Here is a 24,993-nt window from a genome sequence, read left to right on the forward strand (position 1 = left end):
GGTGGTAGAAGATGGAAGATGAGCTAAAGAAGTCGCTCGAGTTTAATGACAGCCTGCAGGATCAAGGCGCTGAGCGAAAGCGGCTTGTGCAAAATATCCTCCTAGTGATCGCATTGGCAGCGTTCTATGTGGGAATGACCGTATTCGCAGAGATAATGCACCCCGTCGCGTTTCTGATTTTCTACTTTGTCCTTATAGGACTCATGGTGTGGGCGCTACTTCATTACCAGGGCAAGGTGCGGACCAGCTATCGCCAGGATCCGTATACCCAGCCCAAGGCCGATAAGAAATACTACGCGGGGATGGCAGTAATACTTATCCCGATCTTTGTCACCAACATGCTGCGTGAGCACATGTGGGCTCTGGTAATCTTCATCGCGGTGTGGGCAGTGGCAATGGTCTGGGTGCTGCAATCTCGAGCCTTGGACGTTGCAGCGCGGCAAGGAGAGGGCCGTAGTGCTCAGTGATATTGACCCGGTTATCTATCCGCTCAATCGCTTCAAAATCTGTGCGGTATTAAACGCGCGAGGTGCGGTGGAGGGACAGGTGCGCCGCGAAATGCGCTTCGCGGCGCTGCGGGAAGAGGTGGGGCAATCGGCCGCCACCTTATCCAAACAATTAACCGCCCTAGAAAAGGAAGGCTATATCAGCCGATTCCGCGAGTACGGGTCTTCCCGCGATAAGGACACCGTGTGGGTTATGCTCACCGCTACCGGCAAGTCTGCATTCGATGCCCACCTCGCCGCGCTTAAGTCGCTAGCAGAGCAGGAGTAGCGCTACGTGTGGTCTGCTTGCGCTGGGCGGCAATGAACGCGGCTGTATACAGCGTTACGGTAAACACGGTGAGCCAGACGAAGTCATCCATCCAGAATTTCTGGAAGTGGTTCATGGCATGGACATCGACTTGATCTCCCCACCACCACTTCGGTGGAACGGTGAGCAGCAGGGCTGCCCAGGCGATGAGGACGGCCAAGAGGCTGCGGGCAGCCCATCCGGTAGAAAGCCAGCTCCACGCGCGGTAGGCGAAGACTGGGATGATGAGCGTGAGCCAGACCCAGTGATGGGACCAAGAAACAGGGGAGATGAGCAGGACGGTGAGGGCGGTGACCAATTGGGCATCGACAAGCAAATGCTTCTCGCACAGGCGCTTGATGAGCCACGCCGCAACGACGATGACAATAAGGGACGCCGCGATCCACGCGAGGCCTATCGTCAGGCCATTCGCCTCCATGGATTCGGTGGATGGATACATGCGCTGAATGGCGCCCTTGATGGAGCTATTTGACTGATAGTCGGTTCCCACGCCGAAGTCACGGCCGGAGCCCATGTCGAGCAGTGTGGAGCTGAAGAACTCCACGAACGCCTCCCAGCGGAAGGCCGCGGCAAGAAGAGTGGCCGCTACGGCGGAGAGCAACGCGGTGGCAATCTGCTTCCATTCCCTGCGCACAAGGAAGTACAGCAGCATCGCCAGAGGCGTGATCTTGATGGCGGCCGCCACGCCGATGAGGATTCCCTGCGGCAGGAATTGCTTGCGCGGAACGAGGTCGAGGATAACAAGCGCCATGACCACTATATTGATTTGGGCATAGTTGTTATTGAGGTCAACCGGCTCAAAGTGTAAGACAAGGGCCCAGGTAATGGCGGTTACGGGTAAGAGGAATTCTGGCTTCTTGAGCACCGCCCTGAAAACGAAGTAAAGGCACACGAGCACAAGGAGATCCGAAAGGATAACCATGATATTGCCGGCCAGGGTGTGGTCGATGGCGTCGAAGGTCGTCAGCGGTACCATCGCCAAGGCGCCAAAGGGCGGATAAATGAAGGGCAGCTGAATATCGCCGGCGGGCATCGGCGCGCTATAGACGGAGCGGTGCTCGAGGAAGGCCTTGACGCCCTCGCGGTAGACCACCATATCGATGGGGAATTCTGTGATGCGGGTGTCTTCAACGACCTTCCAGGCGCCGAAAAGGAACCCCAGCAGGGCCACGGTATATCGGAATAACGGGGTACGAGCGAATTTCATCGCGATACAAACTACGCGATTTTTAACTACAGAGCTCGCACCCCCACCGAGGTCACAGCGATTTAGCAGCCAATTGTGCTAGTTTACATAGCCGTCTACCACACGCACCGCGCCGCGATCCGCGGAGGTCGCCATTGCGGCGTAGGCGCGCAGCGCCTTGGTAATCGGGCGGTTGCGGTCCACCGGCGTCCATGGCTTTTCGCGCTGCTCTTGCGCGGCGCGGCGGCGCTCCAGAACATCATCGTCCACGTCGAGCGTGAGCTCGCGCTCATGGATATTGATGGAAATGGTATCGCCATTTTCGATGAGCCCGATAAGGCCCTGGTGGGCGGCCTCCGGGGAGATGTGGCCGATGGAGAGACCGGAGGTGCCGCCGGAAAAGCGGCCGTCGGTAATCAAGGCGCACGCCTTCCCTAAACCTGCGCCCTTGAGGAAGGACGTCGGGTGGAGCATCTCCTGCATGCCGGGGCCACCGGACGGGCCTTCGTAGCGAATGACGACGACATCGCCGGGCTGGACCTCTTTATTCAAGATGATGGACACGGCCTGCTCCTGGGATTCCACGACGCGGGCCGGGCCGGAGAAGGTCCACAGCTCTTCCTCCACGCCGGCTGCCTTGACGATGGCCCCGTCTGGTGCCAGGTTGCCGCGCAAGACCACCAGTCCGCCGTCGGAAGAAAAGGCGTGGTCGGCATCGTGAATGCAGCCATTGACCGCGTCAGTATCCAGTTCATCCCACCGGTTGGACTGGGAGAACGGCTCCGTCGTGCGCACGCCACCGGGGGCGGCGTAGTACAGCTCGCGGGCCTGATCGGTTACCCGGGGATTGCGGATATCCCAATCATCGAGCCACTGCTCCGCATTGTCATAGAGGGCGGTGTGCACCTTGAGGTTGAGGTGGCCCGCGCGGCGCAGCTCGCCCAAGATGGCCGGAATGCCGCCGGCGCGGTGCACATCCTCAATGTGATAGGTGCCGTTGGGCGCGACCTTGGACAGGCAAGGCACGCGGTAGGAGATGTCATTAATATCATCCAGTGTGAAGTCCACTTCGCCCTCTTGCGCTGCGGCGAGGGTGTGCAGGATGGTGTTGGTGGATCCGCCCATGGCCATATCGAGGGCCATAGCATTGGTAAAGGCTTCCTTCGTGGCGATATTGCGGGGGAGGACGGACTCGTCTTCTTCGCCGTAGTAGCGGCGGCACATATCCACGATGGTGGAGCCGGCCTTTTCAAAGAGCTCACGGCGCGCGCTGTGGGTAGCCAGGGTGGTGCCATTGCCCGGAAGCGCCAAGCCGAGAGCCTCGGTCAAGCAGTTCATGGAGTTGGCGGTAAACATGCCGGAGCAGGAACCGCAGGTGGGGCAGGCGGATTCTTCGACCTGGGCCAAACCGGCATCGCTAACGCTGTCGTTCGCGGATGCGGTGATTGCGGTAATCAGGTCGGTCGGTGCATGGGCAACGCCATCGACCACGACGGCCTTGCCGGCCTCCATCGGCCCGCCCGAAACGAAGATCGTGGGGATATTCAAGCGCATCGCGGCATTGAGCATGCCCGGGGTGATCTTATCGCAGTTGGAGATGCAGACGAGGGCATCGGCAGTATGCGCATTGGCCATGTACTCGATGGAATCGGAGATGATCTCGCGCGAAGGCAAAGAGTACAACATGCCGCTATGTCCCATGGCAATGCCGTCATCGACAGCAATGGTGTTGAACTCCTTGGGCACGCCGCCGGCTTCGCGGACAGCATCGGAGACGATATCGCCGACGTTTTTCAGGTGCACGTGGCCGGGCACGAACTGCGTATAAGAATTGGCGATGGCGACAATCGGCTTGCCAAAGTCATTTTCCTTGGTGCCGGTAGCGCGCCACAAGGCACGCGCACCGGAGGCTTGGCGTCCGACGGTAGTTACGTTAGAGCGCAGCGGGAACATGGTTTAAGTCACCATTCCTTATAGATTAATCAGATGGGGAGGAGGAGAAAGCAAATTTAATTATCTGCCGAATCTTTAAGCTCGGGGTGTTTTTCAAGGTACGCAGCATATTCCTCTTTGCTTAAGAGGATCTGCTGCCCGTCGCGGTGCACGATGACGACCTTGTCATCGGCTGCCTCGCGGCCCTGGGTGAGGGCATCGGGAATGCGTCCGCGGGATGCTTGTGCCAAGCGGGGCAGCGAGTTGAAGGTTACGCCAGGTAGGTTATGCTTCGCACCATTTTTAGTCTGTGCGAAGGCCCGGGCGCGCTGGAACCCAATCCCGGCGAAGTCATCCCACGCAATGGAGACGTTCTTGCGGAATGCATAGGAAATGGAGATGCCCTTCTCAGAGACCCTCGTGCGGGCCTTGAGGACCCACCATAGGCCGATGACGGGGATAATGAGCAGCCATCCCAGGTATTTGGGCGCCCAGCCGATGCTCAACAAGGCGATCGTGGACAGAATTAAAATGCCCAAGATGTGGTCGCGGGAAGGGGTGAAGACCTCTGCCTGGGAGGTGGACTGACGAGGTTGTTTGTCCTGTGCTGGTGGGGTCATAATCAGCCAGCCTAATTGACCATGCGGTGGGGAAGCGAACCATTTTTCCGCCGCGTTTCAACATGTGGGAAAGTTTTCCCAAAAGGGGGTAACCGCTTCCAGATATAATTCTATCGGTATATAGTTGGAAATATGATCATTATTCGACTTCAGGTGGTGCGAGCGCGGCGGTGACCGCGGCGTTTCCTGAACGTCGACGCTTTCGCCCCCGCAGACCACCGGCCCGCGGGGGCTTTAGTTGTAACTAGGGCGTTTCCCTCGATGATCAGTTTCCATGACAGACCAACCCAAGGAGCACATACACCGTGGTAACGACATCCTCGCCCACGCCCGCTTCCGCGGCCGCTGCGACTTCTGCTGCGCCCGCGGAGCGAATGAGTGGGGCTCATGCTATTGTCCGCACGCTGGAAGATCTGGGCACCGATCTCGTATTCGGTATTCCAGGCGGTGCCGTGCTTCCGCTCTACGATGCACTGCATGGTTCAACCAAGCTGCGCCATGTGCTAACCCGCCATGAACAAGGCGCCGGCCACGCCGCCGAGGGTTATGCGCAGGCCTCCGGAAAGGTGGGCGTGTGCATCGCTACCTCCGGTCCTGGTGCGACCAACCTGGTTACCGCGCTTGCCGATGCCAACCTGGACTCCGTTCCCATCGTCGCCATCACCGGCCAAGTGGGCAGCAACCTTTTGGGCACCGATGCCTTCCAAGAGGCCGATATCCGCGGTGTCACCATGCCGATTACCAAGCACAACTACATCGTGACGGATCCCGCAGAGATCCCTTCCGCTATTTCGGCCGCCTTCCACTTGGCTTCTACCGGCCGCCCCGGTCCGGTGCTCGTGGATATCCCGAAGGACGTGCAAAACGGCTTTTTGGATTACCATTTCCCGGAAACGCTTGACCTGCAAGGCTACAAGCCGGTTACCAAGCCGCACCACCGGCAGGTGGCCCAGGCCGTGGAATTGATGGCGCATGCGGAAAAGCCCGTGCTCTACGTCGGCGGCGGAGTCATGAAAGCCAACGCCTCCCAGGAGCTGCTGGAGTTTGCAGAGCTGACGAATATCCCCGTGGTTACCACCTTGATGGCCCTGGGCTCCTTTCCAGACTCCCACCCGCTGCATCTGGGAATGCCGGGCATGCACGGCACCGTCCCAGCCGTCGCGGCGATGCAGCGCGCCGACCTCATCATCGCCATTGGCGCCCGCTTCGATGACCGCGTGACCGGCGATACCTCTACATTCGCACCCAATGCGAAGGTTATCCACGCCGATATTGACCCCGCTGAGATTGGCAAGATCCGCGAGGTTACGGTCCCCATCGTCGGCGATGCGCAAAAGTGCTTGACCGCGTTGAGCAAGGAGTACCGCAAGAAGGATGTGCAGCCTGCCGCCGATGTGAAACAGTGGCACGATTACCTGCGCGGCATGCAAGAGCGCTTCCCGCGCGGTTATGAGCCCACTGATGATGGCCTGCTGAACCCGCAATTCGTCTTGGAAAAGCTCAGCGAAACTGTAGGACCGGAAGCTATCTACTGTGCGGGCGTGGGCCAGCACCAGATGTGGTCCGCGCAGTTCTTGGACTTTGAGCACCCGCGTTCCTGGATCAACTCCGGTGGCGCCGGAACCATGGGCTACGCCGTTCCCGCTGCCTTGGGTGCAAAGGCGGCGCGCCCAGATAAAGAAGTCTGGGCCATCGACGGCGATGGCTGCTTCCAAATGACCAATCAGGAACTTACCACCGCAGCCTTGGAGGGCTTCCCGTTTAAGGTCGCCGTCATTAATAACGGCAACCTCGGCATGGTCCGGCAGTGGCAGACGCTGTTTTATGACCAGCACTATTCGCACACCAAGCTGCGCGAAGAAAACGCCTTCACCCCGGACTTCGTCCGCTTGGCCGAGGCTCTTGGCTGCGAAGCTATCCGGGTCACGTGCGAAGAGGATGTCGTTCCGGCCATTAAGCACGCACAGGAAATTAACGATAAGCCAGTTGTCATTGACTTCATCGTCGGCCAAGATGCGCAGGTTTGGCCGATGATCGGCGGCGGTGCCTCCAATGAGGAAATCCAGTACGCCCGCGGCCTGCGCCCGCTTTTTGATGAAGCTGAATCCGCCGCGGAGACCCCGGCTGAGATCGACGAAACCATCCAGGAGGCATAAACCATGACGCACAACGAGGTAACTCGCCATACCTTATCGGTATTAGTCGAGGATGTAGAAAGTATCATCGCCCGCGTGGTGGGAATGTTCAGCCGCCGTGGCTACAGCCTGGTGTCCTTGGTCTCCGCACACACGGAAACCCCAGGGATTAACCGCCTGACCATCGTCGTGGATGCCTCTGAGGTCATTATTGAGCAGGTCACCAAGCAGCTCAATAAGCTCATTCCGGTCATCAAGGTCGTGGAACTCAAGGAAGATTCCACCGTCGCCCGCGCCATCATGTTGGTAAAGGTGGCGGCTGATAATTCTAACCGCGCGCAGGTGGTGGATGCGGTAAATATCTTCCGCGCCCGCGTGGTGGACGTGGCAAAGGAATCGGTCGTCGTGGAGGCTACCGGTACGCCGGGCAAGCTCGCGGCGCTGCTTGAGGTCCTCGAGCCCTTCGGCATTCGCGAACTCGTGCAATCGGGCCACGTAGCCTTGGGGCGCGGCCCGAAGGCTACGGCTCCCAAAAAGTAAATAAAATCTCACGATGTGAACACAATGTCTCGCGCAGTGGTATATACTCTGCGTCAGGACGCTTCATTACAGCTTTTCCTACCAAAGAATTGAGGATTTGAAATGGCAATTGATACCTACTACGACGACGATGCTGACCTGTCGATCATCCAGGGCCGCAAGGTAGCGGTTATCGGTTACGGCTCCCAGGGCCACGCCCACTCCCAGAACCTGCGCGATTCCGGCGTCGAGGTTGTTATCGGCCTGCGCGAGGGCTCCAAGTCCGCAGCCAAGGCAGAAGAGGCCGGGTTCGAGGTCAAGTCCGTCGCGGAGGCATCCAAGTGGGCCGACGTCGTGATGCTCTTGGCACCGGATACCTCCCAAAAGGAGATCTTCGAAGAGCACATCGCCCCAAACCTGGAGGACGGCAATGCATTGCTGTTCGGACACGGCCTGAATATCCACTTCAAGCTGATTGAGCCGGCTGCGTCCGTCACCGTCGGTATGGTTGCTCCCAAGGGTCCAGGCCACCTGGTCCGCCGCCAATTCGTTGACGGCAAGGGCGTTCCTTGCTTGATTGCCACCGAGCAGGACCCGAAGAACGAGGGCCATGACCTGACCATGTCCTATGCCGCAGCAATCGGCGGCGCCCGCGCCGGCGTTATCCCCACCACCTTCGAGGCAGAGACGGTCACCGACCTCTTTGGTGAGCAGGCCGTCCTGTGCGGTGGTGTCGAGTTCCTCATCCGCAACGGCTTCGAGGTCCTCACCGAGGCCGGCTACGAGCCAGAGATGGCATATTTCGAGGTCCTGCACGAGATGAAGCTCATCGTGGACTTGATGTTCGAGGGTGGCATTGCCAACATGAACTACTCGGTCTCTGATACCGCTGAGTTCGGTGGCTACATCTCCGGTCCACGCATCATCAACGCCGATACCAAGCAGCGCATGAAGGATGTCCTGTCCGATATTCAGGACGGCACCTTCACCAAGCGCCTGCTCGCCAACGTTGAGGGCGGCAACAAGGAACTGGAAGACCTGCGCGAGGAATTTGCGCAGCACGAGATCGAAAAGACCGGCACCAAGCTGCGCGATCTCATGAGCTGGGTCAAGAATCCTTTGGACGCTACTGCCTAGTCAATAGCTGAATCCAGTGCGGCCCGCGGGACACTCCCCGTGGGCCGCTTTTCTTACTTGTACCTTGGATTCCAGCGCTACGCCCGTGAGGTACCGCGAAGGTGTTGCGGGTAGTATTGGCCCTATGGGTTTTACGACGCCAAGCTATGATCTCAGGGACCTTTTTTCGCGGATTGACCGGGGCGATATCCAGCTTCCGGATTTCCAGCGCAGCTACGCCTGGGATGAAGACCGCATCCGCTCACTTATCGTTACGGTCCTGCGTGGATACCCCATCGGCGCGCTGATGGCCCTGGATACCCGCAATGAAAAGATGCGTTTCCGCCCCAGGGTGCTGGCGGGTGCGCCCGAGGTTGGCGTCGATCCCGGGTTGCTGCTCTTGGACGGCCAACAGCGCCTTACCTCCCTGTACCACTGCTTTAATGGCGAGGGTTTTGTCAAGACCACTGACTTCCGGAAAAAGAAGGTCCACCGCCGCTTTTTCATCGACGTCCGCGCCGCGGTAAGCGGGGACTTGCTTGCCGATGACGCTATTTTCGCCGTCGACCAAAACGGCGAGATCTGCTCGCACTTCGGCCCCGACGTTGATGGGGCTATTACCTGCCGCCAGGATGGGCTGGACAATATGTGCATCCCCGTGGCCTCGCTACTCAGCGAGGAAGGCACCAGCATGCTTTTCGAGCTCGCCGCCACACACGAGCAATACAGCGCCGAACTTGCCGCGTTCAATAACCGCATCGTGCGCCCCTTAGCGGGCTACGATATCCCCATGATCCGGCTATCCCGCGAAACGGAGCGCTCCGGAATCGGTTCCATCTTTGCCCAGGCAAATTCCGCAGGCTTACAGATGGATGTCCTCGATCTCTTAACCGCCGTCTTTGCCTCCGAAGATCCGACCTTCCACCTTGCCAACGATTGGCAGCAGGTGGAAAAGGATCTGCGGGATTCTCCTGCGCTCGATGGCATCGGACGTAATGAATTCCTCTCCGCAGTATCCCTCTTGGTCACAGGGGAGAAGGGCAATGCCGGCGGCCAGCGCGAAGACATTTTGAAGCTGTCCCTGTCCGAGTACAAGGCGGCCGCGCACGACCTGCGCATTACCTTCCATGAGGTTGCCGAATTCTTGGCGCAGCGCCGCATTTTAAGCCTCGATCAGGTTCCTTATACGGAACAGATCGTGCCGCTGGCGGTCATCATCGCGCGCCTGGCCAAGCGGCCTGGGGCCCTTTCCAGCCAGCAGGCATGGGATCGCATTGACCAGTGGTTCTGGTGTGGCGTCTTTGGCGAGCTCTACGGTTCTTCCGCGGTGCCGCTGCGCGCCGCCCGCGATGTGGATGAGGTGACCGAGTGGGTTGCCGGGGCCACCGACGATGTTCCCAAAACGGTCGCGGATGCAGGATTCCGGGAATCCCGCCTGCTCTCGGTCGATGAAAACGATGGGGTGTGGCACGGAATCTACGCCCTGCTTATGGCCCGCGGCGCGAAGGACTGGCGGACGGGCAGCGAGTTTACCCGCCACACCTTTGAAGAGTTGAAGCCCGGATTTTTCCCGGTATTCCCGCTGAATTGGTGCCAGCGCCACGGGGTGGATTCGGTCCTGGCCCATTCGGTCATGAACTACACCCCGATGGGCAAGCGCACAGAGGTCGTCCTCGATGGGTTCGCGCCGAACCGCTACCTGCCTCGCGTGCAGTCCAAGTCCATCATGGAAGACGAGGAATTTGATGCCGTCCTGGCATCGCACGACCTCGATGTCGCTAACCTAAGGGAGTCAAAGAGTCAGGAATTCTTGGCTGATCGTCGCCATCGCTTCGTGGATCTGGTGGAAGAAACCTTAGGCATTCCCGTCATTCGAGATGTCGATGAAGCAAACCTGGCCGGCGGTGAAGAGGGGCCACATGCGTTTGGCCGCTAAGAGGTATCGGGCGGCTGCAGTGGTTATCGCAGCCTCCCTCGTACTTGTTGGCTGCGGTGATGCCTTGCAGGAGCCCAAGCTTGTTAAGCGTGGGCTTTCGGATCTCTCCGAGTCCGATGTTGAGCTTGAGCGCGCCAAGTCAGAGAATCAAAACCGCCTTATCGATCCCAAATTCGCCGGCAAGCTGGACATCATCGACGATCCGAGTGGCATCGACGCCGCGCGGGCCTTCTTCGATGATTCAGATTCCATGGTGCTCTTTGCGCCCGATGATAAATCCGTGTTGCGCGCGGCAACGTTGGCGATTAACCAGCACTTGCCAGCCGTGGAATACGATCCTTCGCGCCGCGGTGACATCCTCAACTTGGTCGGAGACTTGGAGGTAAAACGACTCGTCATCGTGGGTGATATCCCGTGGACGCAATCCAGCGGTGATTTCACTGTCATCAAGGATCCGGGAACGCATGAAGCGCTGGGGGATTTTACGGCCTTCCAGTACGAGTCCAAGGTGGTTGCCTCGCCGAACCAGGTGGTCAAGGACATCGCGCGGCTGGATAAAACACCCTACGTTGAGTTGCGTCCTGCCTGGATTCCTTATGAGGGCGAACCTGACGATGATGGCAAAAAGCTGCCGGCCGTCCCGGCACAGTCGCGGCGCGATGGCCAGATGGCGCCCAATATCGTGGCCACGGCGGATAGTCCGGTAGCCAATGTCATTACTGCCGCGGCCTATGGTGGCTCGGTTTTAGTGATGCCGACGGCGGATCCGCTGGAAGATAAGCGGAGTATGGCCATGGTGGCAGGGCTCGATGAGGGCTCGCTTATCGCTTTGGGACCGGAATTCGGTCACGTGAAAGAATTTAAGGAAAAAATACGGCAGGGCACCCCAAACTGAACTACACTTCCTTCACACGCGGTGATTTTCGCGTAATGCACAACGAAGTGAAACGAAGGATGATATGTCGAAGCCGGTAGTTCTTATCGCCGATAAATTGGCCCAATCCACAGTGACGGCTTTGGGGGATTCCGTCGAGGTGCGCTGGGTAGATGGCCCGAACCGCGAGGAATTGCTCGCTGCGGTTCCTGAGGCAGATGCACTGCTCGTGCGCTCTGCTACCACCGTCGACGCTGAAGTTCTAGAAGCCGCGCCCAAACTAAAGATTGTGGGCCGCGCGGGCGTGGGACTAGATAACGTGGATATTGACACTGCCACCAATAAGGGCGTCATGGTGGTCAACGCTCCCACCTCCAATATCCACTCTGCGTGCGAGCAGGCGATTGCCCTGCTTTTGGCCACTGCCCGCCAGATTCCTGCGGCGGATCAGTCCCTGCGCGAGGGCGAGTGGAAGCGCTCTTCCTTCAAGGGCGTCGAGGTCTACGGCAAGACTATTGGCATCGTCGGCTTCGGCCACATCGGTCAGCTTTTTGCCCAGCGGTTAAGCGCCTTTGAAACGAAGATTATTGCCCACGATCCTTATGCCAATCCGGCGCGTGCGGCAGCGCTTGGCGTGGAATTGGTCGAGCTGGAAGAGCTGTTGGCGCAGGCAGATTTTGTCACCATTCACCTGCCCAAGACGCCCGAGACCGCCGGAATGTTCAACGCGGAGCTTCTGGCCAAGGCAAAGGAAGGCCAGATTCTTATCAACGCCGCCCGCGGCGGCCTCGTAGACGAGCAGGCCTTGGCGGATTCCATTACCTCCGGCCACCACCGCGGTGCGGGCTTTGACGTCTACTCCACGGAGCCGTGCACGGATTCCCCGTTGTTTAAGCTGCCGCAGGTCACGGTCTCGCCGCACTTGGGCGCGTCCACCGTGGAGGCACAGGACCGCGCGGGTACCGATGTCGCCGCATCTGTGCTCAAGGCTCTGGCCGGCGAGTTCGTTCCCGATGCGGTCAACGTCTCCGGCGGCACGGTGGGAGAAGAGGTTGCCGGCTGGCTCGACCTCGCCCGCAAGCTGGGCCTTACGGCCGGACGCCTGTTGGACCAGGCTCCCGTCGCCGTGGAGATCGAGGCTTGCGGCGAGCTGTCCACTGAGGACGTGGACGTACTGGGCCTTTCCGTCGTACGCGGCCTGTTTAGCGGCGTGACCTCAGAGCCGGTTACCTTCGTCAACGCGATGAAGATTGCCGAAAGCCGCGGGGTCGAGGTTTCGGTATCCACCAACCCAGAATCCAAGGGCCACCGTTCTTCCTTGCAGGTCAAGGTCATTAGTGCAGAGGGCGTGACCTCTTCGCTTACCGGTGCTCTCATCGGCATCGACGGGACCGAAAAGTTTGTGCGCATCAATGGCCGCGGCGTGGATATGCGGGCTGAGGGCCGCAACCTCTTCTTCCGCTATGCCGATGCCCCAGGCGCGCTGGGTACCGTGGGTACCAAGCTGGGTGCAGCAGGTATCAACATCATCGCCGCGGCCTTGACGCAGGGCAAGCAGGAATCCGATGCCGTGCTCATCTTGCGCGTGGAGTCCGAGGTGCCAGATTCTCTCATCGAGGAGATCAACTCGGCCCTTGGCGCTACGTGCCAGCAATTCGACATGGATGAATAACCTCAGCGCAGGTTAGGAGAGTGGCCTAACCGCGTACGTGTGCCCGCCCATCGCGCAGATTTCTGCTGCGATGGGCGGGTTTCCTTTGGTAGGCTGATGTCTAATCCACTATGTGAGAAAGGAATCTTATCTAATGAAATTAGCGGTGATTGGTGGCGACGGCATTGGGCCGGAAGTAACGGCGGAAGCCCTGAAGGTATTGCGGGCGGTGCGCAGCGATATTGAAACCACCGATTATGACCTGGGCGCGCGGCGCTACCTGCGCAATGGCGAGCTTTTAACGGACGCGGACCTGGCCAGCCTGCGCGAGCACGATGCCATTTTGCTGGGCGCCATTGGCGCACCCGGCGAGGTCCCCCCAGGTGTTCTGGAGCGCGGCCTGTTATTGAAGATGCGCTTTGCACTCGATCACCACGTGAACCTGCGCCCCTCCATCTTGTATCCCACGGCCCGCTCGCCGCTGGCTAACCCGGGCGAGATTGATTTCGTCGTGGTGCGAGAAGGCACCGAGGGCCTGTACTGCGGCAATGGCGGTACACTGCGGGAAGGTACGCCGCACGAGGTAGCCAGCGAGGTTTCGCAAAATACCCGCTTTGGGGTAGAGCGCGTGGTGCGGGACGCTTTTGAGCGGGCATCGCAGCGCCGCAACCACCTGACCCTGGTGCACAAGACCAATGTCCTCGTCAACGCCGGCGATCTGTGGCACCGCACGGTAGAAGAAGTCTCGGCAGAATATCCGCAGGTGGAAGTGGACTACAACCACATCGATGCCGCGACCATCTACATGGTGACGGACCCGTCCCGCTACGATGTCATCGTTACCGATAACCTCTTCGGCGATATCTTAACGGACTTAGCAGGCGCTATTACCGGCGGAATTGGATTGGCTGCATCGGGCAATATCGATGCCTCGGGTAAGAACCCCTCCATGTTTGAGCCGGTGCACGGTTCGGCGCCCGATATTGCTGGACAAGGCATCGCGGATCCAACCGCGGCCATCTTGTCGGCGGCGATGCTCTTGCGGCAGCTGGGTGATGAAGACAATGCGCAGAAGATTGAAAAGGCGGTGGCGGAGGGCATCGCCAAGCGTGGCGATGCCCCAATCAAGACCGTCGAGGTGGGAGACCGCATCGCGGGGAGCCTGAAGGCTTAAGCGTAAGGAATCCTGAGTGCGAATCCGGTTCCGGCGGGGACCTAAAGGATCTTCGCAAATTAACACCGCAAACTTTGCACACATGTAAAGGCTACCGTTTAGTAGGATGGCCGTTATGCGTTTAGGACGAATTGCACACCCAGAAGGAATTTGCTTTGCCATCATTGACGGGCCGAAAAATGCCCCGATGGAGGAGCTTGTAGCCAAAGAAATCTCCGGCACTCCGTTTACCCCGCCGGAGCCCACCGGCCGGGAATGGAAGCTGGGCGAGGTGCGCCTCTTGGCGCCGACCTTGCCCACCAAGGTGGTGGCGCTCGGGCGCAACTATGCCGACCACGTCGCGGAGGTCTTTAAGAAGTCCTCGGATTCGCTGCCGCCAACCATCTTCTTGAAGCCATCGACCGCGGTTATCGGCCCGAATGAGGCCATCAAGATTCCCGATTACGCCACCAACGTGGAGTTTGAGGGCGAGCTGGCCGTGGTTATTTCCAAGCCATCGAAGAATATCAAGGCTGAAAACTGGAAAGACCACGTTTTGGGCTACACCATTTGCAACGATGTTTCCTCGCGTGACCTGCAATTTAAGGATGGCCAGTGGGCGCGCGCCAAGGGTATTGATACCTTCTGCCCGCTGGGCCCGTGGATTGAAACGGACCTGGAGAGCTTGGATCTTGATGATCAGAAGATCAATGCGTACCTGACCCACGATGGTTCCCGGGAGCAGAAGCAGGATTCCAATACGGATCAGATGATCGTCAAGATGGGCGGCATCTTGGAAGAGATTTCTGCCGCCTATACCTTGCTGCCTGGCGATGTCATCACTACCGGATCGCCTGCAGGAACCGCACCGATGGTGCCGGGCGATACCATTGAGGTTGAGATTCCAGGGGTTGGCACCCTGCGCAATACGATTGCCAGGGCGCAGTAGGTTCACTGCAATGCAGCTGCCGCTGGTGAGGTACTGGTAGAAGGAGAACGGCGTGCCGGAACATTCGCATCAAGGCCACCGCGGGTCCGCGCCGAGCGCGCAGGAGATGGAGGAGCGCTACCGCGCCACCGCACAGGTGTGGTCAGGGAGCCCGAATGCGACGCTGGTGGACCATGTCAGCGACCTTCCGGCCGGTACCGCCCTCGATATTGGCTGCGGGGAAGGCGCTGATGCCCAGTGGCTACACGAGAATGGCTGGCAGGTGCTCGGCATCGATTTTGCTCCCACGGCCGTAGCGCGGACTAGGGCGCGTGGAGTCCCCGCGGAGGTTGCCACCTTTGATGAATTTAGCCACGCCCCCTTTGATCTGGTTACAGTCCACTACGGCAGCGTCCGCGCCACCGCAGAGGAAGTAGCATTGCTAGAAAAACTCGTTGCCCCGGGTGGAACCTTGCTCTATGTTCACCACGACATGGAATCGGAAGAAATCGCCATGCCGGAATGGCTGGCGGAAAATCTTTCCGAGTTGACGGTGCAGACCCTGCGGCGATCGCCGCGCCAAGTTACTAGCGGCGCAGGTGCCCATCACACCAGTGATGTGGTCCTGGTAGCGAAGAGGCGCTAAGCCGCGCCGCGCTTTTAAAGGCTGAGCGCGCGAAGGATTGTTTGCAGCTTGGCGGTGGTTTCTTCCAGCTCGGCTTGGGCATTGGAGGCACCGACCACGCCGCCGCCAGCCCACGCGCGGGCGGAGAGGCCATCGCCGGCAACTTCTGCGCAACGGATGGCAACCATGTATTCGCCATCGCCGGAGCTATCGCACCAGCCGACGGTGCCGGCATAGAAGCCGCGGTCGGTCTCGGCGGTCTCGATAAGCGCCTGCGCCGCTTCCGTTGGCGTGCCACAGATTGCGGGGGTGGGGTGGACTACTTCTGCCAATTCCAGGGCGGTGAGGTCTTTATCCCGCAATGTGCCGGTGACCGGCGTGCCCAAGTGCCACATCTCATTGGTGTGTATGAGCTGCGGGGTCTCGGGGATATCGAGGCTGCTGCACAGCGGCTCTAATATCCTGCGCAGGTGTTCTACTACAAAGGAATGCTCGAGCAGATCCTTGGCGGAGTGCAAGAGGTCTTGGCTGGCAATGTGGTCTGCCGCTTTATTGGCTCGGCGCGGCGTGGAGCCGGCGAGTGGGAATGCAGACACGGTCGAGCCTTGGCGCTTGATGAGTACCTCCGGCGAGGAACCAACCAGCATGGCCCCTGGGCGGCCTGCGGGGGAGAGATCCGCAATGAACCCGTCGCGGTTGACGGAGAGATCGATAAGGCGCGCGGCCACCAACCGGGGATCGATGGGGGCGGCAAATTCGATATCGACCGCGCGGGCGAGGACCACCTTTTCCAGCTTGGAGGTCTCGATGGTGCCGATGGCCGCCTCAACGCGGCGCAGGTGCTCCTCGGGCTCTGGGTCAAAGCCCACGACGCGGGAATTGAGCGATTGGTTGCGGTAGAACGCATGTGGTTCCAGCGGGCCGTCTTCCCGGATGATTGACTCTGGAACGGTCAGGGCGGCGGGGGTATCGGAGTCGAAGGGGATGGCGCCAACTACCATCTCGGCGTCGCCGCGGCGCAAGGCGTCAACCGCGGCCTCGGCACTGGTAAAGGTTGCCCGCGCACCTTGGGTACGGACAGACCCCGTTGCTCGGGAGAGCAAGAAATCGGGGGCGGTGCTTGGTCTGTCTTCGTGCATGAGGATCTAGCTTAGTGCCTTATTAAAAGTTGGTAGAAATTGCCCTCCGTCAAGCGTGTGGGCACCCGTTGGCGCGGCGGCTGTGGCTAGTGTTAACAATGTGGCTAATGTTACTAAATTTTCCCTACGGGCCGGCTATCTCCTTGCAGCGCTCCTGATTGCTAGCGGTGCGTTCTCTGCCCCGGCAGTGGCTTCTGCGCAAGAAACGCCAGCAGCTCCCGAGAAACCGGCCCCTCCCGCCCCTGCACCGGAACCGGCACCGGATGACTCCCACCTGCTGCCAGAAGGCGTTGAGGAATCCACGCCGAACCAGCCAGCACCTGCGCCGGCCCCAACCCCAGACGCGGCGCCGGCGCCGCACCCAGCGCCTGATGCCAGCATCAACCCCCATCCGCCCATTGCTGCTGGAGACACGCAGTCGCTGGAGATGGAGCATGAAGGCAAAGAGCGTCGCTACCTCCTGCGCATCCCAGATAATTACTCGCCCGAGGCTCCTGCACCGGTGCTCTTTGGATTTGGTGGGTGGGGAGATTCCTCGGAGGAGTTCTCTGGCTACGCGCGCATGGGAACGACTAAGGCCACCGATGATGCGGTCATCGTCTATCCAGAAGGCTTCGAACGCGCCTGGGAGCCAGCGCCCTATGCAAAGACGCGCGACGGCGAGGATATCCGCTTTATCAAGCGCATTTTAGATGCTGTGGATGCGGACTATCACGTGGACCGCAACCGCGTCTACGCCATGGGAATGTCCAATGGGGGCGGTTTTACCTCAGTATTGGGCTGCCACGCCCAAGATATGTTCGCGGCGGTAGCGATGGTCTCCGGGGCGTTTTATACCCCAGTGGAAACCAATTGCGTCGATGCGCCGATGCACACGCTCATCATGCACGGCACCAGGGATAAAATGCTCACCTATGAGGGTGGCACCCGCCATGAATCCGGCTACCTTCCCGTGCGCACCGTTTTGGGCGGCTATCTGCACCGCAACCACTGCGATATGACCTTTCAGGCCCGCCCCGCCGCCGGTAACTCCGAGCGGCTGAACTTCAATGGTTGCGCCAAGAACGTGGAACTGTACAAGGTACCCGGCGACCACACGTGGTTCTGGCAGCCGGATACCGCAAACATTGTGTGGGACTTTTTAGCCACTAAAACCCGCGTGTAGCGGGCTCAGCGCACGTACTGGCAGGATTAGCGAACGCGCGGAATCTGCGTCGTGGCATCATCGGCCTGCGGTGGCACAGATTGTTCTGGCTGCTCGGGCTGTGCAGCCTGCGAGCCGGCGCCCTTCTTGCGGAAGAATTGGACATAGATCAAAAGGCCAATTCCGAGCACGAGCGCGAATGCGCCGAGCCCTGCCAAGATGCCCGCCCAGAAGCTGCTCTTGGTCAGCGAGGCGGTGTAGGCGGCATCGGCAAGCGCCTCATTGTTCTGGCCCTTGCCGCCCGCGGACGCGTTGGGCGCTGGCGCCGTACTCCGGTTCTCGGACTTAGTGCCCTTGGATTTGCTGTCCTTAGACTTGCTGCTCTTGGACTGCGGGGTGGACTTGCCCGCGGATTTCTGGCCAGAATTTCCGCCAGACTTGGATTGCGAGGCCTTAGAACCGGAGCGAGAGCCGCTGCTTGACGATGCCCCCTTCGACGAGCCCCCACCCGAGTTGCGCGATGCAGCACCAGAGCCGGCCCCAGAACCGTGGGCCGAGCCCTTGTGGGATCCGGAGTTCGACCCAGACTTGGAGCCTTGGTTGGACCCCTGCTTCGAACCAGAGTTTTTCTCGGCAGCCTTCTTACCAGAGCCACCGGATCCGCCGGAGCCACCGGACTGGCCCTGCTTAGACGGCTTATCGCCAGATTTATCCTTGGCGTCTTTGTCCTTCTTCTTATCGCCCTCGAGGAATTTTTGGCCTTCCTTCAGGGTATTTTCCAGCTCCTTATCCAGGCCCGCGATGGCCTTATCTACTCCCTTGATGTCCTTGGCCAGCTGATCTGGGAGGGAGGTTCCGCCCGAAGGGACGCTTCCTTCGGCATCATCGGACTCGTCGTAGTCCACGCCGCACAGCTCTGCTGCATCCGCGTCATCGCCCACGAGGAATCCGGCGTGCAGGTGGTGGCGGGAGCCATCGGGAAGCTCAAAAGTAAAGCTCACGGCGTAGGTGCCCGGCTTGGTAAAAGCGAAGGCAGGGTGGGAGTGGGACCTGCCCGGATAGTCCCAAGCGGTGCCGTCCTCGGTGTCCATACGGACTTTGAGATCGCCGATGCCCTCATTCTGGAAGGCCACAATGCGCCCATCCTCGGGACCAGACGCGATGGCCATGCTTAAGGTCGCGGTCTGCTTCGAGCCGAGGTATTCCTCCGAGAGTTCCTGGGTATTAAAGCCCAACCATGGAACATCCTCAATCTGGGTTTGCGGGAGTACCCATCCCTCGTCGGGCAGGGAAGGGATCTTGAGATCAGAAATACGCTGCTTGTTCTTCTCCGCTACCTCTACCGCGAATTCTTCGGACTGGTATTCCTTGCGTTTGTGATCGTCCTTGACCACAAAGCTGATATCCCCGCCTTCATCCTTTAGCGCCATGTCTTGGTGGCCTTCGGTGATGCGGATAAAGTCCTCGGCGCTGCAGGTCTCTGCGGCATGCGCGGTGGCCATAACGGAAGAGGGTAGACCCACTCCGGTGAGGGTTCCCACGCTGAGGAATCCGGCGGTGCCTAGGGCAAGAGCGGTACGGCACAAGGGTTTCATGATTCGATGGTTTCCTTTCGTGGGGTGTTCTCGGAAGCGTTAGCTGGCACGCGAGGAGAAGAGTGGCCCGGTTTGCGGCGAGAGCGCAGGAAGGGATGCAGGGCCCAGACAATGAGGAAGAGGACCGTGAGCGTTAACACGATGGTTGCGCCCGCGGGAAGATCGATGGCCCACGCCAAATAGATGCCGAAGAAGCTGCAGACGGCACCGATGATGGCCGAGAGGAACATCATCGTGGTGAGGTTGGCCGTCAGCAGGCGCGCCGTGGCGGCCGGGGTAATCAGCAGGGCGAGGACCAAGATATTGCCAATGGTGCTTACGGAAATGACCACCGCGGCGGTCACGCACAGATAAAGAATGATATCCAGGGCAAAGACCGGCAGGCCCATGGCGCGGGCGGTCTCTCGGTCCAAGCAGGTGGCATTGAGCTGCGGGCCAAAGGCCACGACCACGGCTAGGACCACGAGGCAAACGCTCGCGGCGACGGTAATATCTGTGCGCGAAACGCCGGTGAGCGATCCGAAAAGGAAGCTGGTCAGCGAGGCGCTATAGCCATCCGTGCGCGAGATGATTACCATGCCCAAGGCAAAGGCGGCGGCGAAAAAGATGCCGATGATGGAATCAGCGCGCACGTGGTTGCGTTGCGAAAACGCGGCGATGAGCACCGCGACGACCGCGCCGGCAACCGCCCCGCCCAAGAGGACTGAGGCCTGCAGCGCAAAGGCGATGGCCAGGCCCGGGAACACGGCGTGCGAGACGGCATCGCCAATAAAGGCCATGCCACGCAGCACCACATAACAACCGATGACTCCACACACGATGGCGGCGATGAGCGAAATGCCCACCGCCCGGGCGAGGAAATCGAGGTGGGGATTGGTTAAATCCCGCAGGAAATCGATAAACGAGATATCAATCATGCAGCGACTCCAATCGCAGCGAGCAACGGGGACGAGGCACTGACGCCAAATGCGCGGGTCCACGGATCCTTGTCGGCCAAAAGCTCCTCGGCGGGACCGTCTGCAATGACCGTGCGATTAAATAGCACCAGCCGCTTGCACGTGTGCGCCGCCTCAGACAGGTTATGGGTAGACATCACGATGGATTTTCCCTGCTCCGCAAGCTCGGCGAAAAGCTCTAAAAGGGCCTCGGTATTCGGGGCGTCGAGCCCGGTGAAAGGTTCATCGAGTAGCAAGACCTGTGGCTGGATGGCGAGGGCGCGGGCGATCAGTACGCGCTGGCGCTGGCCGCCGGAAAGCTCCTCGATGGGCCGAGAGGCAAATTCCTCCATATGCACCAAGCGCAGCGCCTCCGCAGCGGCGGCGTGATCCTTTTTCCTCGGGCGCTTGAACCACCCGATGAGCCCGGTACGCCCGCTGAGCACGGTGCGGTACACGTTGATGGGAAAGCCCCATTCCACCTCGTGGCGCTGGGGAACATAGCCCACAGAGCCGGTGACGGTACACGTGCCGGAGGAGGGGATAAGGCCCAAAACAGAGCGCATAAGCGTGGTCTTACCTGCACCGTTGGGGCCTAGAAGCCCAATGAATTCACCGGTACCTACCTCGAGGTTGGCGTCCTCAATCACGGTGCGGCCAGATAGCGCTACCTGCAATCCGCATACCTGAATGCACGGCTTAGACATGGCCATCGCCTCGCTTGCGGGATTTCGCGAGCACGGCAACACCGGCGATCAGCACGATGATTCCGCCGCCGACCAAAACATAAACCCATACCGGCAGGGAAGAATCCTCGGTTGTGGCGTCTGCTGGGTTCCACTCCGCATCCTGGGCGGCCTGGATGTCTGCGCCATCGCCTACGGCGAAGGTCAGCACGCCGTCGGTACTAAACTCCTCGCCGTCTGTGGTCTCGCCCTTGATCCGGATGCCCACCTGGTGGGTGCCCGGCTCCGTAAAAGTCCAGTTGGCGTGGGTGTGCGTATTGAGGTCTACCCAGAATTCAGACTCGCCTTTTTCTGCCGTAGACCACAGCAGCTGGGGTGCTTCAAAGCCGCCGTTTTGCAAAAAGAGAGAAAAATCTCCTGGTCCGGAGTGGCCGAGGAATTCCATGGTGACGCCGCGATCGGCGTTATCGACAAGCGAAGGTGCCTGGGTATTCCACCCCAGCCACGGAACGCCGACCTGCTCAGTTTGCGGGACAACCCAGACATCCTCGCCGGATTGGGCGCCGACGAAGCTGAAATCATCGGTATCCGGCAGCGTTTGCTGGGCCGCATCGCCCACCGAGAACACCAGGTCATCAAGGTGGCGCCACACTGGGGAATCGCCCGCATCATCGCGGGCCAATAGCTCGGCATCAGAGCCATTGAGCAGCGTGCCGATATCAACGTGGCCCGCATCGATGACCTTTTCTTCGCCCTCGGGTGCAACGGTCTCATCCGCGCCGACCACCTGCGCGAGGTCGCCGGCCCAAGCGGGCGTTGCGGATACGGCCAAGCCGGCAGTGACGATGCAGGCTGCCGTGCGAGTGGCCGCGCGGGTAACGGTACGAGAGGCAAGGTTAAGCATGGTTATCTCCATTCGAAGGATGTAGGCAACGCTGCAGCGAGTCAGCATTGAATTTCATGAGATCGATATAAGTAGGCACGGCATCATCAAGCGTGTCGCCGTAAATGGGGCACAGCTCCACGTTTTGCTGCGTGGCGGCCTCTTTCAGCGTGCTGGCGCTGGCTTGTTCCACCGGCTCCACAAAGACCGCGGGAAGGTGCAGGTTCTCCAGCGTCCGGCGCAGGGCAATGACCTCCCGTGGCGAAGGCTCAATGGCGGGATTGGGCGTCACGAACCCAGCCACCGACAGGCCATAGCCTTGCTCTAAGTAGGCATAGCCGTGGTGGGTGGTGACCAAGTGCCGGTTGCTCTGCGGTATGGAAGAGATTGCGCGGTCTACGTACCCGTCAAGCTCGCGCAGTTCCGCGATATAAGACTCGGCACGGGCGCGGTAATCGGCGCCGTGAGACGGATCCGCATTCGCCATTTCTTCAGCGATGACATCGACATAGGCAATGGCATTGTCCACGTTGTGCCACAGGTGCGGATCCACCTCGCCGTGGATATGTTTGCCCAATACAGCCTGGGGGAGCAGGTACGTATCCGCACCGGGCGTGCCCAAGAAGCGATAGGCGGGGTCCGGCGGAATGGGCTGCAAAACCGAGGAGGGGACCGCTACCGCGGTAAGCGCGGGATCAAAATGCTGGTCTTGATCGCGTAGATCAATAGATCCCTTAGCCACATCAGCGGCAATATCCACGTGGCCGGAATCAATGACATCCATATCTGCCGGCGGGTTCACGCCCACCGCGACGGTGAGGTGCTCTACCTCTGTGCCATCTGCCTGAAAGCCCAGCTTATAGATGCCCGGCTCCGAAAAACCCCACGAGACGTGCGTGTGAGCATTGGCCGGGAGGGTGACCGCGTCATCGCCGGCGTCGATGCCATCGGCGCTATTAAATAGCACCTCCGGCGTGCCGAAGGTGGAGACCACGTAGGCTGCGACATCGCCTGGCCCTTCGGCAGAGACCATGCGGAAATCCACGCCGGAGTTGCGCTGTTCGGCACCGCTAATGCGCAGGCCCAACCAGATGGCATCCAGGGAGACATCTTCAACCAGCGGTACGAGGGTCGCACCGCGGGTGGAGGCCGAGTCAGCGACCTCTACCACGGGCGCATCCGTGGACTCGTGCAAGGTATCTATCAGGGATTGCGGTTCCAAGAGGTATCCATTGCTCAAGGCAAGATCCGCATTGGCCACGTTGCGCACCGTGCGCAGCGTCGGCTCAAAGGTGTGCGGGTCCTTTCCGCTTGGGATAAGGCCGGTGACCGAAGCATCCTCGCCTGCGACGTGGCGTGCCATATCCGCCAAAATGGGCGTCGTGGCCACCACGCTGAAGCGATCCGAGGTATCCACCGCTGCCGATGTCGTGCAGCCTGCCGCAAGGAGGGAGACGCTAAAGAGCGCCCCGACGGCCTGCAGCCCGCGCGGTACGAAACGGTAGTGGGACACTGGCATTAATTCTTTGCCCTCGCCACAGCTAGGCGTGCAATACCCAGGCCAAGGAACAGCATGCCCAGGCCGAGCACACCGATTCCAAGCGGCATGGTGGGGGTCCCAGTATTGGCAAGAGCCGCGTTGCCGCCCTTACCGGATGCGTTCGCACCGGAACCGGCTTCCTGGCCAGCGCCGGAGCCATTAGAGCCCGCGCCGGCTGCGGCGCCAACACCACAGTCACCGCCATCCGGGTTCACTTCCGCACCCAGGTCAAAGTGGCCATTATCGAAGGAGCCCTCTGGCCTGCCACCGCCGACGACAAAGTGCAGCGTTGCTTGGCCTGCCACCTGCTTGCCGGCGGAGGTTTGCGCCACCTGGCGAATGGTGACGTCGTAGGTGCCCTGCTTTTCGAAGACCCAGTTAGGGTGCACGTGGGTATTGGGCGCGATATTGTAGCTGCCTTCAACGGCGCCGTTGGCACCGCGGAACCATTCATCGCCGACGATCTTGCCCAGGCCACCCTGGCTGTAGACCATCATGGCACCAGGGCCCTTCATGTCTACGAGTTCCCAGGTAACGTCGCCCGGAATGTGCTCGCGCATGGAGGGGCTCTGGGTATTCGCACCAAGCCACGGCACGCCATCGACCTGCGTAGAACCGATCATCCACGCCTGGCCGGCCGAAACGGGTCCAACATCTTCTGGCAGCTCGACGCCGGAATTATCGGAGAGGTAGAAAGTCGCGCCATCGGCATCGCGCCACTGCGGTGGCGAGACCGTATCGTCTTTAATCTTCGGGATAATACCCGGACGGCACTCTGGGTCCGTGGACTGTCCGCCGCTTGCAGCGTTGCCGCCTTGGCCACCCTCGGAATTGCTGTGTCCAGCGTTATTGCCGGAGTTATCTGCATCGCCAGAACCGCCCGCAGAACGGTGACCGGAGACTGCCTCTCCGCCTTCGCCCACCTGCCAGGTATAGGTCACCGCGTTACTGGTTTGGCCATTGGAGGAGGCCTGAACGGTCATCTCATAGGTACCGGCCTCACTAAAGGCCCAGTTAACGTGGCGGTGTGCAGGACTCGGCTGGTTAATAACCTCGCCGCTGGTCAGCTCCATCGAACCGGAATTGGTCACGGCACCGACGTTGCCAAACCCAGTGGTTTCAAAGACATAGACCGAGCCCGGCCCGGAGATATTGGTGAACTCGAAGTCAATGTTGGTGAATCCGCCATCGCGTGCCGGCTGCGTATCCCAGCCTGGCCAGATGATATTCGGGTCCTGGGTCTGGGGCAGGAAGTAGGTCGGTTCTCCGATCTCGGGAACGGCCTCTGTGGCATCGGACCATGCCGATTCCACAACCTGGAGCAGCACGTCATCGCCGGGGCGCTGGACGTGTGAACCGGTGACATCTTCCTGCATGGATAGGTGCAGCTGGCCATCCGGCGCGGTGACGTAGAACGCATCGATATGTCCGGAGTCAAAGACGTCCTCGAAGGCCAACGCTGGTGTGGCCGGAACGAAAAACGCGATAAGGGCGGTAATCACCGCCGCGATGATGCGGCTGCCAGGCCTGTGGGCTCTGGTGCGCGAAGTGGTGTTGGTATCCATGGTTGATATTCCTTTAAA

The 24,993-nt window shown here is 60.0% G+C and carries 22 protein-coding genes; 12 read left to right on the forward strand and 10 right to left on the reverse strand.

Annotated features, from left to right (window positions below):
- Positions 1–11: 11 nt before the first annotated feature.
- Together HMPREF1261_RS11490 and HMPREF1261_RS11495 are read left to right on the forward strand one after the other, a co-directional pair.
- On the forward strand, positions 12–467 hold the full coding sequence (locus tag HMPREF1261_RS11490) for a hypothetical protein (protein ID WP_023017819.1): 456 nt from the start codon (positions 12–14) through the stop codon (positions 465–467).
- On the forward strand, positions 457–774 hold the full coding sequence (locus HMPREF1261_RS11495) for a transcriptional regulator (RefSeq protein WP_005280248.1): 318 nt from the start codon (positions 457–459) through the stop codon (positions 772–774). Before HMPREF1261_RS11490 ends, HMPREF1261_RS11495 begins: the two co-directional genes overlap by 11 nt.
- On the opposite strand, the gene HMPREF1261_RS11500 is transcribed toward HMPREF1261_RS11495, so the two are convergent.
- The 3 genes from HMPREF1261_RS11500 to HMPREF1261_RS11510 all read right to left on the reverse strand — a co-directional run bounded on the left by HMPREF1261_RS11500 (position 749) and on the right by HMPREF1261_RS11510 (position 4,551).
- Complete coding sequence (locus tag HMPREF1261_RS11500) at positions 749–2,020, reverse strand: glycosyltransferase 87 family protein (RefSeq protein WP_023031076.1); 1,272 nt, start codon at positions 2,018–2,020, stop codon at positions 749–751. The genes HMPREF1261_RS11495 and HMPREF1261_RS11500 overlap by 26 nt on opposite strands.
- 78 nt (positions 2,021–2,098) lie before the next feature.
- A complete protein-coding gene (gene ilvD / locus HMPREF1261_RS11505; protein WP_023031077.1) occupies positions 2,099–3,952 on the reverse strand; it encodes a dihydroxy-acid dehydratase in 1,854 nt (617 codons plus the stop codon).
- Positions 3,953–4,008: 56 nt separating this feature from the next.
- A complete protein-coding gene (locus tag HMPREF1261_RS11510; protein WP_005280251.1) occupies positions 4,009–4,551 on the reverse strand; it encodes a PH domain-containing protein in 543 nt (180 codons plus the stop codon).
- Between the two features lie 305 nt (positions 4,552–4,856).
- Between HMPREF1261_RS11510 and HMPREF1261_RS11515 the strand changes: the two genes are divergently transcribed.
- The 9 genes from HMPREF1261_RS11515 to HMPREF1261_RS11555 all read left to right on the forward strand — a co-directional run bounded on the left by HMPREF1261_RS11515 (position 4,857) and on the right by HMPREF1261_RS11555 (position 15,509).
- Complete coding sequence (locus HMPREF1261_RS11515; protein ID WP_023031078.1) at positions 4,857–6,707, forward strand: acetolactate synthase large subunit; 1,851 nt, start codon at positions 4,857–4,859, stop codon at positions 6,705–6,707.
- A gap of 3 nt (positions 6,708–6,710) precedes the next feature.
- The gene (ilvN, locus tag HMPREF1261_RS11520; protein ID WP_005282517.1) at positions 6,711–7,226 is read left to right on the forward strand and encodes an acetolactate synthase small subunit; all 516 of its coding nucleotides are present in this window, start codon (positions 6,711–6,713) and stop codon (positions 7,224–7,226) included.
- Between the two features lie 102 nt (positions 7,227–7,328).
- Positions 7,329–8,342 (forward strand): ketol-acid reductoisomerase, encoded by a 1,014-nt coding sequence (ilvC, locus tag HMPREF1261_RS11525; RefSeq protein WP_023031079.1) that lies wholly within the window; start codon positions 7,329–7,331, stop codon positions 8,340–8,342.
- A gap of 124 nt (positions 8,343–8,466) precedes the next feature.
- Complete coding sequence (locus HMPREF1261_RS11530; protein WP_023031080.1) at positions 8,467–10,257, forward strand: DUF262 domain-containing protein; 1,791 nt, start codon at positions 8,467–8,469, stop codon at positions 10,255–10,257.
- Positions 10,241–11,152 (forward strand): hypothetical protein, encoded by a 912-nt coding sequence (locus tag HMPREF1261_RS11535; protein ID WP_023028713.1) that lies wholly within the window; start codon positions 10,241–10,243, stop codon positions 11,150–11,152. The genes HMPREF1261_RS11530 and HMPREF1261_RS11535 overlap by 17 nt, the downstream gene beginning before the upstream one ends.
- 64 nt (positions 11,153–11,216) lie before the next feature.
- Positions 11,217–12,803 (forward strand): phosphoglycerate dehydrogenase, encoded by a 1,587-nt coding sequence (gene serA, locus HMPREF1261_RS11540; RefSeq protein ID WP_023031082.1) that lies wholly within the window; start codon positions 11,217–11,219, stop codon positions 12,801–12,803.
- A gap of 133 nt (positions 12,804–12,936) precedes the next feature.
- Positions 12,937–13,956 carry a 3-isopropylmalate dehydrogenase gene (locus tag HMPREF1261_RS11545; RefSeq protein WP_023031083.1) on the forward strand — a complete coding sequence of 340 codons (1,020 nt, stop codon included), beginning with the start codon at positions 12,937–12,939 and terminating at the stop codon, positions 13,954–13,956.
- A gap of 115 nt (positions 13,957–14,071) precedes the next feature.
- Positions 14,072–14,884: a fumarylacetoacetate hydrolase family protein gene (locus HMPREF1261_RS11550; protein ID WP_023031084.1), complete on the forward strand. Its 813-nt coding sequence runs from the start codon at positions 14,072–14,074 to the stop codon at positions 14,882–14,884.
- Positions 14,885–14,990: 106 nt separating this feature from the next.
- Positions 14,991–15,509 carry a bifunctional 2-polyprenyl-6-hydroxyphenol methylase/3-demethylubiquinol 3-O-methyltransferase UbiG gene (locus tag HMPREF1261_RS11555; protein WP_156907332.1) on the forward strand — a complete coding sequence of 173 codons (519 nt, stop codon included), beginning with the start codon at positions 14,991–14,993 and terminating at the stop codon, positions 15,507–15,509.
- A 14-nt stretch (positions 15,510–15,523) separates the two neighbouring features.
- Here the strand turns inward: HMPREF1261_RS11555 and HMPREF1261_RS11560 are convergent, their stop codons facing one another.
- Complete coding sequence (locus HMPREF1261_RS11560) at positions 15,524–16,627, reverse strand: isochorismate synthase MenF (RefSeq protein ID WP_005282538.1); 1,104 nt, start codon at positions 16,625–16,627, stop codon at positions 15,524–15,526.
- Positions 16,628–16,727: 100 nt separating this feature from the next.
- On the opposite strand from HMPREF1261_RS11560, the gene HMPREF1261_RS11565 reads away from it, so the two are divergent.
- Positions 16,728–17,792, forward strand: a complete 1,065-nt coding sequence (locus tag HMPREF1261_RS11565; protein ID WP_232208015.1) for a PHB depolymerase family esterase — start codon at positions 16,728–16,730, stop codon at positions 17,790–17,792.
- Between the two features lie 26 nt (positions 17,793–17,818).
- Here the strand turns inward: HMPREF1261_RS11565 and HMPREF1261_RS11570 are convergent, their stop codons facing one another.
- From HMPREF1261_RS11570 to HMPREF1261_RS11595, 6 genes are read right to left on the reverse strand one after another with little or no spacing between them, the layout of a single operon-like run.
- Positions 17,819–19,366, reverse strand: a complete 1,548-nt coding sequence (locus HMPREF1261_RS11570) for a choice-of-anchor M domain-containing protein (protein ID WP_023031087.1) — start codon at positions 19,364–19,366, stop codon at positions 17,819–17,821.
- Positions 19,363–20,283 (reverse strand): anchored repeat-type ABC transporter permease subunit, encoded by a 921-nt coding sequence (locus HMPREF1261_RS11575; RefSeq protein WP_023031088.1) that lies wholly within the window; start codon positions 20,281–20,283, stop codon positions 19,363–19,365. Before HMPREF1261_RS11575 ends, HMPREF1261_RS11570 begins: the two co-directional genes overlap by 4 nt.
- Entirely contained in the window at positions 20,280–21,014 is a 735-nt protein-coding gene (locus HMPREF1261_RS11580; RefSeq protein WP_084538555.1) for an anchored repeat-type ABC transporter ATP-binding subunit, read from the reverse strand. Before HMPREF1261_RS11580 ends, HMPREF1261_RS11575 begins: the two co-directional genes overlap by 4 nt.
- Positions 21,001–21,891 carry a choice-of-anchor M domain-containing protein gene (locus HMPREF1261_RS11585; protein WP_023031090.1) on the reverse strand — a complete coding sequence of 297 codons (891 nt, stop codon included), beginning with the start codon at positions 21,889–21,891 and terminating at the stop codon, positions 21,001–21,003. The genes HMPREF1261_RS11580 and HMPREF1261_RS11585 overlap by 14 nt, the downstream gene beginning before the upstream one ends.
- A complete protein-coding gene (locus HMPREF1261_RS11590) occupies positions 21,884–23,389 on the reverse strand; it encodes an anchored repeat ABC transporter, substrate-binding protein (protein ID WP_023031091.1) in 1,506 nt (501 codons plus the stop codon). The genes HMPREF1261_RS11585 and HMPREF1261_RS11590 overlap by 8 nt, the downstream gene beginning before the upstream one ends.
- Complete coding sequence (locus HMPREF1261_RS11595) at positions 23,389–24,975, reverse strand: choice-of-anchor M domain-containing protein (RefSeq protein ID WP_023031092.1); 1,587 nt, start codon at positions 24,973–24,975, stop codon at positions 23,389–23,391. The genes HMPREF1261_RS11590 and HMPREF1261_RS11595 overlap by 1 nt, the downstream gene beginning before the upstream one ends.
- Positions 24,976–24,993: the final 18 nt, after the last annotated feature.

It is taken from the genome of Corynebacterium sp. KPL1818 (genome assembly GCF_000478135.1).
Classification (GTDB): Bacteria; Actinomycetota; Actinomycetes; order Mycobacteriales; family Mycobacteriaceae; genus Corynebacterium; species Corynebacterium accolens.

Excerpts from the sequence above, each read along its gene's own strand:
- HMPREF1261_RS11490 (WP_023017819.1), top strand. The coding sequence starts at position 12 with ATGGAAGATGAGCTAAAGAAGTCGCTCGAGTTTAATGACAGCCTGCAG.
- HMPREF1261_RS11500 (WP_023031076.1), bottom strand. The coding sequence starts at position 2,020 with ATGAAATTCGCTCGTACCCCGTTATTCCGATATACCGTGGCCCTGCTG.
- ilvD (WP_023031077.1), bottom strand. The coding sequence starts at position 3,952 with ATGTTCCCGCTGCGCTCTAACGTAACTACCGTCGGACGCCAAGCCTCC.
- HMPREF1261_RS11510 (WP_005280251.1), bottom strand. The coding sequence starts at position 4,551 with ATGACCCCACCAGCACAGGACAAACAACCTCGTCAGTCCACCTCCCAG.
- ilvN (WP_005282517.1), top strand. The coding sequence starts at position 6,711 with ATGACGCACAACGAGGTAACTCGCCATACCTTATCGGTATTAGTCGAG.
- ilvC (WP_023031079.1), top strand. The coding sequence starts at position 7,329 with ATGGCAATTGATACCTACTACGACGACGATGCTGACCTGTCGATCATC.
- HMPREF1261_RS11530 (WP_023031080.1), top strand. The coding sequence starts at position 8,467 with ATGGGTTTTACGACGCCAAGCTATGATCTCAGGGACCTTTTTTCGCGG.
- HMPREF1261_RS11535 (WP_023028713.1), top strand. The coding sequence starts at position 10,241 with ATGCGTTTGGCCGCTAAGAGGTATCGGGCGGCTGCAGTGGTTATCGCA.
- serA (WP_023031082.1), top strand. The coding sequence starts at position 11,217 with ATGTCGAAGCCGGTAGTTCTTATCGCCGATAAATTGGCCCAATCCACA.
- HMPREF1261_RS11545 (WP_023031083.1), top strand. The coding sequence starts at position 12,937 with ATGAAATTAGCGGTGATTGGTGGCGACGGCATTGGGCCGGAAGTAACG.
- HMPREF1261_RS11550 (WP_023031084.1), top strand. The coding sequence starts at position 14,072 with ATGCGTTTAGGACGAATTGCACACCCAGAAGGAATTTGCTTTGCCATC.
- HMPREF1261_RS11555 (WP_156907332.1), top strand. The coding sequence starts at position 14,991 with ATGGAGGAGCGCTACCGCGCCACCGCACAGGTGTGGTCAGGGAGCCCG.
- HMPREF1261_RS11560 (WP_005282538.1), bottom strand. The coding sequence starts at position 16,627 with ATGCACGAAGACAGACCAAGCACCGCCCCCGATTTCTTGCTCTCCCGA.
- HMPREF1261_RS11570 (WP_023031087.1), bottom strand. The coding sequence starts at position 19,366 with ATGAAACCCTTGTGCCGTACCGCTCTTGCCCTAGGCACCGCCGGATTC.
- HMPREF1261_RS11575 (WP_023031088.1), bottom strand. The coding sequence starts at position 20,283 with ATGATTGATATCTCGTTTATCGATTTCCTGCGGGATTTAACCAATCCC.
- HMPREF1261_RS11580 (WP_084538555.1), bottom strand. The coding sequence starts at position 21,014 with ATGGCCATGTCTAAGCCGTGCATTCAGGTATGCGGATTGCAGGTAGCG.
- HMPREF1261_RS11585 (WP_023031090.1), bottom strand. The coding sequence starts at position 21,891 with ATGCTTAACCTTGCCTCTCGTACCGTTACCCGCGCGGCCACTCGCACG.
- HMPREF1261_RS11590 (WP_023031091.1), bottom strand. The coding sequence starts at position 23,389 with ATGCCAGTGTCCCACTACCGTTTCGTACCGCGCGGGCTGCAGGCCGTC.
- HMPREF1261_RS11595 (WP_023031092.1), bottom strand. The coding sequence starts at position 24,975 with ATGGATACCAACACCACTTCGCGCACCAGAGCCCACAGGCCTGGCAGC.